13 protein-coding genes are annotated in these 14,874 nt (G+C 41.6%); all 13 read right to left on the minus strand.

The window, feature by feature from the left end; translation table 11 throughout:
• Positions 1 to 35: 35 nt before the first annotated feature.
• The 13 genes from CVV21_11370 to CVV21_11430 all read right to left on the minus strand — a co-directional run bounded on the left by CVV21_11370 (position 36) and on the right by CVV21_11430 (position 14,613).
• Positions 36 to 1,049 carry a hypothetical protein gene (locus CVV21_11370; protein PKL90745.1) on the minus strand — a complete coding sequence of 338 codons (1,014 nt, stop codon included), beginning with the start codon at positions 1,047 to 1,049 and terminating at the stop codon, positions 36 to 38.
• A gap of 405 nt (positions 1,050 to 1,454) precedes the next feature.
• Positions 1,455 to 1,856 carry a putative toxin-antitoxin system toxin component, PIN family gene (locus tag CVV21_11375; protein PKL90746.1) on the minus strand — a complete coding sequence of 134 codons (402 nt, stop codon included), beginning with the start codon at positions 1,854 to 1,856 and terminating at the stop codon, positions 1,455 to 1,457.
• Positions 1,853 to 2,146: a hypothetical protein gene (locus CVV21_11380; GenBank protein ID PKL90747.1), complete on the minus strand. Its 294-nt coding sequence runs from the start codon at positions 2,144 to 2,146 to the stop codon at positions 1,853 to 1,855. The genes CVV21_11375 and CVV21_11380 overlap by 4 nt, the downstream gene beginning before the upstream one ends.
• 310 nt (positions 2,147 to 2,456) lie before the next feature.
• The gene (locus CVV21_11385; protein PKL90748.1) at positions 2,457 to 3,890 is read right to left on the minus strand and encodes a hypothetical protein; all 1,434 of its coding nucleotides are present in this window, start codon (positions 3,888 to 3,890) and stop codon (positions 2,457 to 2,459) included.
• A gap of 484 nt (positions 3,891 to 4,374) precedes the next feature.
• Positions 4,375 to 5,544, minus strand: a complete 1,170-nt coding sequence (locus CVV21_11390) for a hypothetical protein (protein PKL90749.1) — start codon at positions 5,542 to 5,544, stop codon at positions 4,375 to 4,377.
• A 349-nt stretch (positions 5,545 to 5,893) separates the two neighbouring features.
• On the minus strand, positions 5,894 to 6,985 hold the full coding sequence (locus tag CVV21_11395) for a 6-bladed beta-propeller (protein PKL90750.1): 1,092 nt from the start codon (positions 6,983 to 6,985) through the stop codon (positions 5,894 to 5,896).
• 104 nt (positions 6,986 to 7,089) lie between these two features.
• Positions 7,090 to 8,187, minus strand: a complete 1,098-nt coding sequence (locus CVV21_11400) for a 6-bladed beta-propeller (GenBank protein PKL90751.1) — start codon at positions 8,185 to 8,187, stop codon at positions 7,090 to 7,092.
• Between the two features lie 66 nt (positions 8,188 to 8,253).
• On the minus strand, positions 8,254 to 9,096 hold the full coding sequence (locus tag CVV21_11405; GenBank protein ID PKL90752.1) for a hypothetical protein: 843 nt from the start codon (positions 9,094 to 9,096) through the stop codon (positions 8,254 to 8,256).
• A 344-nt stretch (positions 9,097 to 9,440) separates the two neighbouring features.
• Positions 9,441 to 10,538, minus strand: a complete 1,098-nt coding sequence (locus CVV21_11410) for a 6-bladed beta-propeller (GenBank protein ID PKL90753.1) — start codon at positions 10,536 to 10,538, stop codon at positions 9,441 to 9,443.
• Positions 10,539 to 10,609: 71 nt separating this feature from the next.
• Positions 10,610 to 11,704, minus strand: coding sequence for a 6-bladed beta-propeller (locus CVV21_11415; protein PKL90754.1), 1,095 nt, complete (start codon positions 11,702 to 11,704; stop codon positions 10,610 to 10,612).
• 85 nt (positions 11,705 to 11,789) lie between these two features.
• A complete protein-coding gene (locus tag CVV21_11420; GenBank protein ID PKL90755.1) occupies positions 11,790 to 12,887 on the minus strand; it encodes a 6-bladed beta-propeller in 1,098 nt (365 codons plus the stop codon).
• Positions 12,888 to 13,028: 141 nt separating this feature from the next.
• The gene (locus CVV21_11425; protein PKL90756.1) at positions 13,029 to 13,520 is read right to left on the minus strand and encodes a hypothetical protein; all 492 of its coding nucleotides are present in this window, start codon (positions 13,518 to 13,520) and stop codon (positions 13,029 to 13,031) included.
• Complete coding sequence (locus CVV21_11430; protein PKL90757.1) at positions 13,492 to 14,613, minus strand: DNA-binding protein; 1,122 nt, start codon at positions 14,611 to 14,613, stop codon at positions 13,492 to 13,494. Before CVV21_11430 ends, CVV21_11425 begins: the two co-directional genes overlap by 29 nt.
• Positions 14,614 to 14,874 lie beyond the last annotated feature (261 nt).

Genomic DNA, 14,874 nt, shown 5'->3' on the forward strand with positions numbered 1-14,874 from the left:
GGGTTACTTGTCTTTGAAACGGATATAATGACATACTACTCCGCCAGTTCGTATTTTCCTGTTTTTCTGCCGCCGGTTCTTGCTATTATACCCGCTTTCTGCAGTGGTTTTAAAATAAAATGTGTTCCCTGTACTGTAATCTTAAGTGCGGATGATAATTCCTTTACGCTTAATCTGCCTGCGTTTCTAAGCAGATTCAGTGTTTTTTCCTGTTTTGGGGTAAGTGTAATATCCCGGCCCATGGAAACTACACCCGCTTCCAAAACGCGCGTCCAGGCTTCTGTCAAAGCCTGCGCCACCGCTTCCAGATAGAATTCAAGCCAGCCTGTTAAGTCTCCGCCGGATGCGGATTTAAGCGCAAGATAATAATTCCTTTTGTGCCTGTATATGATATCATCCACGGAAAAAATATGTAGCGTGTCAAAATTGCGCCTTAGCAGCTCCCACATTCCAAGAAGCCTGCCTACCCTTCCATTGCCGTCAACAAACGGGTGTATAGCCACAAACTTATAATGAATAAGCCCCGATGCGATTTCTGCGGGATAATCTATTGCCTTTGTTTTTATCCATTTCTCCAGATCCTGCATAAGCTTTAACACCTTAACTGAGGCCGGCGGTTTGTATATTATGTTACCCAGACCATCAACTACATAATTCTGTATTTTACGGTACTCTCCGGCCGCGCTGCCCTTTAACGTGCCTTCCGTGGTTATCTGATGAAGTTTTAATATAGTGTTCTGTGAGAGCGGTTTTTTGGATGCTTTTTGAACAAACCTGATAGCTGCAAGATAATTTAAGACCGCCCTTTCGGCAATGCTTAATTCCCGTCCGGGATTTTTCTGCGCTGCCAGCGCTTTAACTTCCGGAAGGCTAAGTACAAAACCTTCTATAGCTGTTGAGCCAAGGGCGTTGCGTAAAAAAGCTTCTTTTTGAAGCGCGGGTTTATACGCAAGCTTGACTCTGGAACCCTCTATTTTACCTTTTAATTCATTAATCTCGGCAACAAGGGCAATTATGTGATTTGTGGTTATAAATCTGGTATCCGGCATATGCCCTCCTTTTTTATATTAAAGCATATTTAAAGTAATATTTCAAGCGGGCAAATGCCGGTAATGGACCATAAAAGTATATATCAGCCATTGGGCCGTGCCCTATTGGCAAAAAGAAATCCCAACACCGTGCCTTGACTAAAGACATAATACAAAAATCCGCCAAATTTTAAGGCACTTTCTTTAAAACCACGTAAATAATAAATTTTAAACGCTTATTTTATTTACACGGCTGTATTCTGAAACACATTTTAAACATCATTATTTTCCAACAAATCCGCATTCCGCTATATTTTATTGGCGTTTGTTCTATCAAAGTCATGAGTCAAGGCACGGTGTTGGGTTGCTCTTTATTCTATCAAAGTCATGAGTCAAGGCACGGTGTCGGTTTACTTTTTTATTTCTTTAGCTTACTTCCAGAAATTCTGCCGGTGTTACCACTCTGGTATTCCCATATTTTTTTCCCGGGAAATGTTTTATGTTTCCTGTTATTATAAAATCCGCGCCGCCCGAAACAGCCGCCGCTATAAAAATAATGTCATCTTCCGGCACGTTGTCATGAAACCCGGACGAATCAACGCATTCAAAAACATCTTTTCCCATAAAAAAAAGAAATGCATTCAGATCTGCGGCCGAAAACCCGAACTTCTTCCTGCTCAGCACACCCTGATACTCTTCAAGCACCGCTTTGCTTACAACCGGAAATATCCTGCCGTCAAAAACCATCTGCATAACCTGCGAAGGTTTTCCTCCGGGGCTTAACAGAGCGGATACAAGTACATTAGTATCAATTACCGCCTTTATCATTTAATTTTTTTACGGGCGCCTCTTTTATCCGCCCTGTATTCTTGAATTTCCTTAAGCCCTTCTTTTTCCCCGATACCCCCGTGCGCACCCTTTTTCTGCATTCTTCCAAACGCTGCTGCAGCTTTGATTCTCATAGCCTCATTTACCACAAACTCAAAATTATCCTCATTAATGGGCAGCATATAGGCTATAGGTTTTCCGTTCAGGGTTAAAACGCTGTCTTCCCTGCTCATTATCTGCCTTGTTTTTTTATTTTTCACGGCCAGATCCCGTACTGTTATGAACTTCATCTTCGGCCTCCTTCGGTTCGTTATTTACCTGTTGTAATAAAAGTATAACATATGTTTGACAGTTATACAACAATTTGATAAAAGGAAAAACCTGCAATACAAAGAAAAAAAAGAAATAGTGCCGGACTTTGAAATCAGAAAGTATCCCCATGCCTGCCGTTTGTTATTGCCATTATCAAGTCACGAATCAGGCTCCGGCACCATTTTTATTACTCTCAACACAAGGTCCGTCCCCTTTTACTTATTACGCTTAAAACACAAAAAGCCGGGCTTATAATTTCCAGCCCGGCTTTTTTACATTATATTTTGATTATTCAGTAAATTTCATAACCATTGCTTTTGCACTTAGGTTTGAATCCTTAAAGGAAACATACAGTGTTCCTGTCCCGGTATCCGCGTGAATGGAAACAAAACCCGCATACCCGGGAGAAAAACCTGCCGCGCCTACAAGAACCCAGCTGGTTCCGTTATATTTTTTTACTGTTACCTTGCCTGCATTATCCGCATCGCTGTATGCAACATATGGTATGCCGCCATAAAGACAAATTGATGAGTAAGCAGAATTGGAAGACCCTCCTGTATTTACGCTTACAGTTGTAAGATTCAATCCAACCTGAGCCCAGCTTCCGGCTGTAAATTTTTTAACTTTTACTATGCCGTCTTCCACTGAAGCCAGGTATGGTGTACCTGTTGATACATCAAGTGAATGATAATAAGCCTGCAAACCCGAAGAACCGGCATTACCCACCGCTGCCCATGATGTACTGTACTGCATTACAGCAGATCTTCCGCCGTTTGCCACATCATCATATGCCACATAAGGTGACCCGCCATACACATATAAAGATGGAGTATTTATTATTCCGGCTGATATGCCCGCGCTGCCTACCGCACCCCATGAGCTTCCGTTAAATTTCATAACCGTAGCCTTGGAACCGTTTCCAACATCCCTGTATGCAACGTATGGCGTTCCGCTGTCAACAAACAATGATGTGTCATATACATCAGCCGCAGAAAAACCTCCTGTGCCCACCAGTTCCCACGCTGAACTGTTATATTTTTTCACTACCACGCCGAAACCGTAATCGTTATCCGCGTAAGAAACATATGGAATGCCGTTATACACAAAAACGGATATCGAGTCAGCTTCCCCGTTTGTAAGCCAGCTTCCAACTGTCTCCCATGCTGCGCCATTATATTTTTTTACCAGAATTTTCTTTGCGTTTGCTTCATCCTGATATGCCACATATGGCGTTCCATTGTATACATATGAGGCAATATAATTTACACCTCCATCAGAAAAACCCGCAGGTCCTACATACTGCCAGGCGGCTATTGTTGCTGTTGCGGTAAGCGTTATCGTGGCTGTCACTGTCACCGTATTCGTCTGCGTGACAGTTTTTGTAGGTGTAGCCGAAGATGTCCGCGTGACTGTCAGCGTAGCAGAAAATACAGGCGTAACCGTTGCGGTAAGCGTGAAAGTATTTTCTGCTGTTGAAGACTGCGTCATGCTGCAGGTTATTGTATGGGTCATTGTGGCGGTAGCGGAATAAACTGCCGTCGCGGTACCTGTACCCGTAACTGACTGCGTTATTGTTGAAGTTAAAGTCGCGGTACCTATGACCGCAGCAGGCGTATTTGTGCTTACAACCGGAGCGGTTGGAGAAGCTTTTTTACAACCGTTTAAAGCTACTAAAGATAAAATTACTACAACGCATACCACCGTCATTTTTACGTTTTTCATATTCCCTCCATTTATATATCCCAAAATAATTACTTCTAAATAATTAGTAAGGGCTAAGTATACAGCCTTTTTTTAATTAAATTATTAAAAAATTATTGCCATTAGCGCCGGGGCAACTTGCAAGTTTTATTGCACCACTTCAAAGATCCCACACATTTTCCTTGCAACATTTTGCATTATCATGTCATTGGCTGTCTTGTATTCGGGTAGTTGTTGATCCGGTTTTGTACCTTCTTTACCGTTTCACCGTCACGTTTCCTAAGAAAACCCAACACCGTGCCTTGACTGAAGACATTATACCAAAAATCTCCTTATTTTAAAGGCGCTTTGCTTAAAACCAGGTAAATAATGCATTCTAACCGCTTATGATATTTCCCAACAATTACACATTTCACTATATTTTATTACCGTTTATTCTATCAAAGTCATGAGTCAAGGCACGGTGTCGGATTACTTTTTACTCGTCTGTTCCCTTTTATTACTTCTAATTTGAAAATTTCATTAACCCTGATACACCCTTATAAGTTGCAGCGACATATGGAATACCGTCATAAACAAATATTTTCGGAAGACCGCTGCTATCGTTCATAAAAGCCTGCTTACCTATATATACCCAAGACGCACCATCAAACTTCATCGCCGTAACATTACTTTGAAGCTTTGCATCAATAAAAGCAACATAAGGCACTCCGTCATATACATATAAAGAAATTCCGTCGACTCTTCCCAAAGAGAATTCCGCATCCCCTACCATTGCCCAGGTGCTGCCAAATAATTTTTTTACCGTAATCCCATCGCAGGTTGTATCATAACAATTTCCATAGCCATCTTTATACGCAACATATGGAGTATCACCGTCTACGAACAGAGTCAAAATTCTGATTAAATCCGAAGAAATGCTGCCCGAACCAAGTTCCTGCCATACCCCGGATTCATATTTGATTACTTTGCCTACAGATATGCCCGATGTAAGATATTCCAAAAAAGATACATAAATTTTGCCATTAGAAACTTGCAGCGAAACGTTGTTTACTTGATTATCAGGGATCCCGGAAGAACCAACATCTTCCCAATTTGAACCATTAAACTTTACAACTCTCAGTTTACCGTTATTTGTGTCATCCCTGTAAGCAAGATAAGGAACTCCCTGGTAAACATCCATCGAACTTGAATCTATATCAGTCTTAGCAAACACCCTGTCTCCTAAAAAAGACCATGTATTTCCATCAAATTTCTTTACAGTTGCAGCAGAAAAACTGTATTCATAATATGAAAGATACACATTATTCCCATCAACAACCATATTAATATCACGAACCCCGCTGGAACCAACAGAATTATCAATTAGTGGCTGTTTTACAAATTTATCACCTGTCAATTTAAAAACACTGGGATAATCAAATAAATCAGGATCGGCTGCCGCTAAATAATGTGTGCCATTACTTATCGTATAATCTAAACCTTTACCTCCGGCGAATACCCCCGCGACAAATTTCCAGGAAGGCGTCGGCGTTAATGTAATTGTGGCGGTAAACGCAGGCGTGGCTGTTGATTCAGGTTGGCTTGGCGAAAATGTGTTACTATATCTTTTACACGATATAACAACAAGTAAAAGAATAAAGAAATACAGAATGTAAAAAGAATATTTACGCACATGACCTCCTAAATTACTGTCAATTTCAACTTAAAAATTTTGTACATTGCGCTTTAACTAAATTAGAACCAAAAAGATAGAAATTATGCCGCCTATTGCCCCCAATACCAGCAATACTATTGCTATCGCACAGCCTGCAGGCGACCACGCGGATAAGGCATAGCCGTCACCGTCCGGAAACCCGCCAATGCCGATTTATTCCCAGATATCCCAAAAACAAACACAGAAAAAACGTCAGCGTCCTTGACCTTGCACCATCATTCCCCATAATTTTCCCCTGTTATTAATATTTATTTCCCGCATTCGGCAGTATCAAATCTCAACTTAAGGTCCGTCCCCTATTATCCACTTAATTATAAACCTTAAACATCGCTATTATATAATACGGCGGTACCGAAACATATACACTGCCTGTACCGCTGTCAATTGCAATAGCATGCGGCAGATACAGGGGCGCGTCCGCAATTTCTGAATTATTCCATTTCTTAATGAATACACCATTACTGTCAAATACCTGAATCCTGTTATTATGCGTATCCGCCGCATATACCCTGCCCGTGGCGCTGTCCACTGCAACACTATATTGAAATTGAAATTTCCCGTCAGCGGTTCCATATCCACCCCATTTCGTAATAAACGTGCCGTTACTGTCAAATACCTGAATTCTGTCATTGCCGGAATCCGCGACATATACCCTTCCCGCGGCGCTGTCTATTGCAACATCCAAAGGGGTGTTAAACTGTCCGTCTTCACTGCCGGCAACTCCCCATTTTGTAATAAACGTGCCGTTACTGTCAAATACCTGAATCCTTTGATTCTCGGTATCCGCTACATATACCATGCCTGTGGCGCTGTCAACGGCTATACCGCACGGATTATTAAACTGTCCGTCAGCGGCGCCTAAACTTCCCCACTTTGTAATAAACACGCCATTACTGTCAAATACCTGAATCCTGTGATTCCCGGTATCCACGACATATACCCTGCCTGTAGCGCTGTCTGCCGCAACATCTTCAACGGAAATAAGCTGCCCGTCAGAACTGCCGTAACTTCCAAATTTTGTGACATAAACTCCGTCTCTGTCAAACACCTTAATCACGCCATTATTTGCAATATATACCCTTCCTTTAATGCTGTCTATCGCAACACCGGCAGGATCACTAAGCTGCCAGTCCTCGCCGCCAAAACCGCCCCATTTTTTAATATACTGAACGCTTATTGTGGGTGTTGCGGTTGCGGATAAAACCGCAATTGCCGTCTTAGACGCGCTGATTCCATTCAACCAGCCGGCCAGCGCTTCAATTGTCTGCGTTGCATTAGGCGTCTGTGTTGCGCCCGGAGTGTTTGTAGCTTCAGGAAAAGCCGGCGATACAGTTGTTTTACACCCGTGCATAAGAATAACCATAAAAATAACAGCCGTTAGGAAATGTATTTTTTTCATAAATGCTCCTGATGATTAATGCGTTCTGTTAATTCTAACCGGCGCGCCTTACCGGCAATTAAACCTGCCGTAAATTTTTATGACGCGCTGAATTATAAGACTGTTCAATTATAAATTTTAAACACCTGAATTCTGTTATTACCGGTATCAGCAACATATATCAGGCCCCCGGTGCTGTCTACCGCAATACCGCCGGGTTCATTAAACTGCCCGTTTCCGGTTCCAAAAACGCCCCACTTTGTAACAAAAGTACCGTTTTCATCAAACACCTGAATTCTGTTATTATAAGTATCTGCGGCAAATACCCTTTTTTTACCGCTGTCTGCCGCGATTCCAAAAATTATATTAAACTGCCCGTTTTCGCTTCCGGCACTGCCCCATTTTGTTTTATATACGCCGTTAATGTCAAACACCTGAATTCTGTTAAAATTAGTTTCCGCGACATATACCAAACCGTTAATACCGTCAACTGCCACACCCCGGGGAAGAACAAAATGCCCATCCGGGCTGACAATAACACCATCGCCTATAACATACCTGCCATTAGTTTCAAACACCTGAATTCTTTCATTGCCGTCTTCCGCGGTATATACCCTTCCTGTACCGCTGTTTACCGAAATACCCCAAAGGCCAATAAAATTCCCTTCCGCGGTTCCATAACTTCCCCATTTCATAATAAACGTACCGTTACTGTCAAAAACCTGAACCCTTCTATTATAGGAATCCGAAACATATACCCTGCCTGTGGCGCTGTCAACTGCCACGCCACAAGGGGTATCAAACTGCCCGTCAGCGGTGCCTAAGCTGCCCCACTTTGTAATAAACACCCCGTTACTGTCAAACACCTGTATTCTGTCATTATATGAATCCGCAACATAAATCCTTTTATTAACGGCGTCAACCGCAATGCCCCACGGGTTCCCAAACTGCCCGTCCGCGGATCCCGTACCGCCCCACTGTTTAACAAACTGAACATTTGCCGTGGGTGTCGCGGTCGCGGATAAGACGGCAACTGCCGTGTTTGTCGCGTTGATATCATTAAGGCCATTGGTAATAGCCTCTATTGTCTGCGTTGCGTTCGGCGTCAGAGTTGCAGCGGCTGTGTTTGTAGCCCCCGGAACCGCAGGCGACACAGCCGTCTTACATCCGCGCATAAGAAAAACCGCAAAAATGACAGCTGTTAAGACATATATTTTTTTCAAACACCCTCCGGCACGATAATTCTTTCTTTTTAAATCAAGTCACATTGCCGGGCGGTTTCGACAAGGTTACAAAACAATGAAATAGCAATATACCTGCTCATACATATCAGCAGCGTTTTCATCTATATTTGGAACTCCGTCTTCATAGAGATAAACCCCATGCTGCTGAAGTGTATTTAATCCGTTTAATACATAAATATCCGTCTTCTTTGCTTCATCACTGGCGGTTATTGTCACTGAATTCTGAACAGTTAAAACACTGTTATACTGCCGCCTGACTCTCATTACGTTATTGTGGTCAAAATCCTGCTCAATTCTCATAAAAAAAACATTAGAAGAGTCATAAAAATCCTGCCTTGTATATTGTCCATGGGTGTTCCCGACAAAAACCGTGTTAAAAATCATGCGGTCACCGTCATCAGCCACTCTTCTTGTTGCTATCTTACCTTCAGAATTATATGTGAAATCCATTTCATAAAAAAGGCTTGAAACCGCACCATCATATTTATATTGATCAGTATGAATAAGCTTCCCGGCTGTGTTGTAGGTAAACTCGGCAATTTTGGTCAGGTTTCCGCCGGAGAAGTAGTTGATTTTATAAATCCTTCCATTTACATCATAAAGATACTCATATGTATTGGCAGAAGTACCATTTGCATATTTAACGTCATGGCTTACCAGCTGCTGTGATAAATTATAGTAGTAAACTTCCGAGCCCAAAAGGACTCCGGCGGGAGTGTATGCCGTAACGCTGCAAAGCCTGCTGTTTACGGCAGTAGGCACAGGAGTTGCGGTATAGACCGGATCGGGTCCGGATGAAACATCTTTGGAACACGCTGAAAAAAATGACGTTATAAACAATATAGAAAGTGAAATCATTGTTACAATCAGCATATTATTCTTTTTCATAACACCCTCCTAAAATTATCTGTTTTTCCTTGTTAAAGATAAGTCTTAAGCTGTTTACTTTCCACTTTCAAGGTCCGGCACCAATTATTCTGTGTCAAGATACTCTTCTTTTCCGATTATCTATTTTCGATTCCCGATTCTCACATTAAAATCGCGAAGCAATTTTAATGTCCGGGGACATAGAGGATTTTTACGAGCTACAAAGTAGACCCAACCCCGGACGCACATATTATAAACCACAAAAGATTATATCTTCAATCTTAAAATCTATAGTCTGACTAGTTAACTTATTCCTTTTTACTTTCTACTTTCAAGGTCCGGCACCAATTATTTATTAATTCTTTTCAATTATAAATCTTAAACACCAGCATCATGTCACTAAAGTTATGTGCAATATATGCACTTCCCGTTCTGCTGTTTATCGCTATGCCGCGGGGCACATTCAACAGTTCATCTGCGCTTCCGGCATTATTCCATTTTGTGATAAATGTACCATTGCTGTCAAACACCTGAACTCTGTCATTATTAGTGTCCGAAACATATACTCTGCCGGTGCTGCTGTCAAATGCAATACCCCATGGATAATGAAACCTCCCGTCTGTGGTTCCATAACTGCCCCATTTTGTAATAAAGTTACCATTACTGTCAAACACCTGTATCCTGTTTTGGCCGTAATCAACAACATATATTCTTCCGGTGCTGCTGTCCACCGCGACACAGTTGGGGTTATTTAAATCCACATCATCACTTCCCACTCCCCCTATATTCCGGATAAATAAACCGTTACTGTCAAACACCTGAATTCTTTGATTATTAACATCTGCTGCATATACTATTCCGGTACTGCTGTCCACTGTCACGCCGCAAATATAACTAAACTGTCCGTCATTAATTCCATAACTGCCCCATTTTGTGATAAATACGCCGTTAGTGTCAAATACCTGAATTCTGTTGTTATTGGTATCCGCAACATATACCCTGCCGGTAATACCGTCTACCGACACACCATGAGGATACTTAAACTGCCCATCGGCGCTTCCATCACTACCAAATTTTGTAATAAATACTCCGTTGCTGTCAAACACCTGAATTCTGTTATTATAAGTATCTGCAACATATACCCTTTCTGTAACACTGTCCACCGATACACCATGAGGCATAGAAAAATCTCCATCTGCGCTTCCGCCACCCAGCCAATTTTTAATAAACTGAACGCTCATCGTTGGCGTGGCAGTTGCGGATAAAACGGCAATTGCCGTGTTTGTTGCATTAATTTTATCCAGATCATTGGCAATCGCCTCTATTGTCAGCGTTGCATTTGGCGTCAGCGTTGCAATAGCAGTGCTTGTAGAAGCCGGAACCGTAGGCGAGACAGCCGTCTTGCATCCGGGCATAATATTAAAAGTTAAAATAACAGCTGTCAAAAAAAATATTTTTTTCATAAACTCTCCTGATAATTACTGTCACGCGCCGTTACGGCAAATAAATCTGCCGCGCGGCGTTTAATAAACCGTCAATTATAAACCTTATACATCATCATTCTGCTCACTGTATATTCTGCAACATATACTATTCCTGTAGTGCTGTTTATCGCCATGCCATAGGGCGAAACCAACGACGCAACTGTACTTCCGGCATCATCCCATTTTGTGATAAATGTGCCATTACTGTCAAACACCTGAATTCTGTCATTAGCAGTGTCCGAAACATATACTTTGCCTGTAATGCTGTCTGCTGTAATACCTAACGGAGATTGAAACTGCCCGTTTCCGCTTCCCATGCTTCCCCATTTAGTAATAAATATGCCATTTCTGTCAAACACCTGTACTCTATCGTTTGCGGTATCTACAACATATACTCTGTCCGCGCTATTGTCTACTGCCACACCAAAAGGAAATACAAACTGCCCGTCAGCGCTTCCACGGCTTCCCCATTTTGTAATGAATGTACCATTACTGTCAAACACCTGAATTCTGCTATTAAAAGAATCCGCAACATATACCCGTCCCGTGCTGCCATCAACAGCCACGCCATAAGGAGAGTCAAAATACCCGTCTTCGGTTCCAATATCTCCCCATTTTGTAATAAATGTGCCATTAGTATCAAACACCTGTATTCTGTTATTACCGGAATCCACAACATATACTCTGTCTGTAATACTGTCTATCGCTATACCGGTAGGACCATAAAACTCTCCGTCCAGATTTCCAAGACTTCCCCATCTTTTAATAAATGTGCCGTTATTGTCAAACACCAAAATTCTTTCAATGCCTCTGTTAGCAACATATACTCTGCCCGTAACGCTGTCTACTGCCACGCCAAAAGGTTCAGATACCTGTCCGTCAGAACTTCCGTAATCTCCCCATTCTTTAACAAATTGAACGCTTATAGTGGGTGTTTCTGTTGCATAAAAGAGGGTGATTGCCGTCTTTGTCGCATTAATACCACCCATCCAATTGGTGAATGCCTCTATTGTCTGCGTTGCGTTTGGCGTCTGCGTTGCAATCGGCTTTGCAGCCGCGGGAAAGGTTGGCGGCACAGTTGATTTGCACCCATATATAAAAACAACCGTTAAAATAACCGCCATAAAAATATATGTTTTTTTCATTCACACTCCTGAAATTATCTGTTTATTTTTGCCGAAGATAATAAAGTTTACTTTCCGCTTTCAAGGCCCGGCATGGTAATTTTTTTCAATTATAAACTTTAAAAAATTGAATTCTATGACTGAACATGACCACAACAAACACTTTACCGGTGCTGCTTTCCACTACAACATCAGCAGGAAAATCAAACTGCTCAGGTGTAAATCCGATATTTGCCCATTTTGTGATAAATGTGCCATTACTGTCAAACACCTGAATTCTGTTATTCTCGGAATCCGCAACATAAACCCTGCCTGTAACACTGTCAACTGTTATGCCATAAAGAGTATCAAATTGCCCGTCAGCGGTGCCTAAACTTCCCCATTTTGTAATAAACGTGCCGTAAGTATCAAACACCTGAATTCTGTTATTTTCGGAATCCGCAACATATACCCGTCCCGTGCTGCCATCAACAGCCACGCCGGCAGGATAATTAAACTGCCCGTCTTCACTTCCATTGTACCCCCATTTTGTAATAAATGTGCCATTACTGTCAAAGACCTGCATTCTGTGATTACTTGTATCCATAACAAATACTTTGCCTGTATTGCTGTCTACCGCCGCGCTATGAGGAGAATTAAACTGCCCAAATGCAGTTCCATTGCTCCCCCACTTTGTAATAAATGTGCCATTAATATCAAACACCTGAATTCTGTCATTCAAGGAATCAACAACATAAACCCGTCCAGTGCTGCTGTCTACTTCAACACCGGTAGGATATTTAAACTGCCCGTTTTCAGTTCCATAACCGCCCCATTTTGTAACAAACACGCCTTGACTGTCAAATACCTGAATTCTGTTATTTTCGGAATCCGCAACATATACCCGTCCCGTGCTGCTGTCTAATGCCGCACCACAAGGCATAAAAAAATTCCCATCCGTATCGCCGATACTTCCCAATGTTTTAATATACTGAACACTTATTGTGGGTGTTACAGTTGCAGATAAAGCCGCAATCGCCGTCTTAGACGCGCTGGCGTCATTCAACCACCCGGCCAAAGCCTCTATTGTCTGCGTTTCATTTGGCGTCTGCGTTGCAGCGGCTGTGTTTGTAGCCCCCGGAACCGCAGGCGAAACAGCCGTCTTACATCCGCGCATAAGAAAAACCGCAAAAATGACAGCTGTTAAGACATATATTTTTTTCAAACACCCTCAATTTCAAATTGTTTACTTTCTACTTTCAAGTTCCGGCACCAATTATTTCCCTTAGTGTTTATTTTATTAAAGTCTTAAGTCAAGCCACGGTGTCGGAATTTATGTTTGCACTTATTATACATCTTTACCGGTTTAATTTTTTTCAATTTCATCCAGGAATCTTTTGTACGTTTCCGCCTTGATATAGCTATTTTCCTCTTTAATCTTTTTCCCGGCTTCTCTTGCCCTTGCCTTTGGAACTAACCCTGCCTCTACCAGATTCAAAATCAGCCTGAATCCGCGCATTACAGTTACACCATGTTTTTCACAGGCATTTTTCAGCCCATTATCATTCGTAAGGCAGATATACCCTTCAGTCCGTGATACTTCCATACAAATATAATCCACTTCCGTTAACCCGGACTCCTGCATCTTAGCCTGTTCTATCAATTCCGGGTCCTCATCATACATCTTAAACCCCAACGCCATGGCAGCCTTTTCATCTAACTGCTTAATTTCCTGTAATATTGAGTACGGCAGATAAATATCATAAAATTCCGCGGCATGCTTAAGGATACTTTTATCTGCACTTAAAATATCTATTAAAACGCTGGTGTCACTGACTAATGTTTTTTTCTTCGCCATCAGGCGGGCTCCAGTATTTTCCGCGTTCTCTCATGTCCTGTAAACTGATGCCAAGAATTTCCGCAGCCCTGCTGACGGTAATTATCTCCTTTTCAATAGCATCGCGCACAAGGCCGATAAGGCGGACTTCCATGAAGTCTACCCTGTCAAGTTTATGAGGTTCATAATGATTTTTTAAATCATGCCCATAAATCGCCTTATATTGCACAGCAAAAACTCTATATGCATTTGAATCAGTTAATCTCATGTCAATTAGCCTTCTTAAAACAGTCTTATAACTTACTTTAAAGTATCTTTTTATATCAAGGACGCTATGAACCCAATGCAGGCCTTTATTTTCCTGCAATTTTGCAATAAATGCTTTCTCCGGCATCAGAAAATAACTTCCAAACCGGTCAGCTTCCGCTTCCTGTTTTTCTATCTCTAAAACCTCATTTACATTAAAAGATTCACGATGCATATAAATATGTCCAAGTTCATGCGCCACGGTAAATATCTGCCTTTCAACACTTATTTCATTATTTACATTAACAGCAATAGCCGGGTATTTACCTTTATGAATAAGCGATATCCCGGAAAGATTATCATCATTTTCATTAAACAGGAATAATTTAATGCCTTTAGATTCCACAAGCCCGCAAATATCATTAATCGGCTCAGTTTCCGACAAGCCTAATTTGTGCCTTGCTGATGCCGCTATCTCTTTTGGCGACTTCAACTTTGCCTGATTAATATCAAAATCAAATTCAGGCTGCTTTTTCATCAGCTTTTCCAGCACACAGAAATTATTCAGCCACATCTTTACTTTATTTAAAAGTTCTTCTCTGGTATCCATTTGTTTTTTGGTTTTACATTTCTTACAGCGGAATCTTACCTCTGCCATATCAGGCACCACTTCAAAAAAATCCGCAATTTTTACATTAAAGACTTTCGCCATCCTGTACAAATTGGAAGTTCTGGGTTTAGCGCGTCCGTTCTCAATAGCATTTAAAGCAGCCCTGGTTATTCCCGCTTTTTCCGCCAGCTCTTCCTGGGTCAATTCGTTCACTTTTCTCAGGCTTTTTACTTTTCGCCCTAACGAATGCAGATTCATATTATTACCTCCTTTTCAAAACTTTACATTTGTATTAATTATACAAAAAAATGTAAAGTTTGTCAATTCGCTGATTTATGCCGCTTTCCGGCAAACTGTAAACAGCGTTCCCCCTGATATCTTCCGTTTCATCTTCCTTTCCGCCTCTTCTATAACCGGGTAAACTTGGAAGTCAGACCCCGGATTTTAACAGAGCCGCCTGTTATTTCCTATTTAGTATTATTATATAAAACCCTCCCGGGTTATTTCTTATTTTCTATT

This window comes from Candidatus Goldiibacteriota bacterium HGW-Goldbacteria-1 (assembly GCA_002839855.1).
Classification (GTDB): Bacteria; Oederibacteriota; PGYV01; order PGYV01; family PGYV01; genus PGYV01.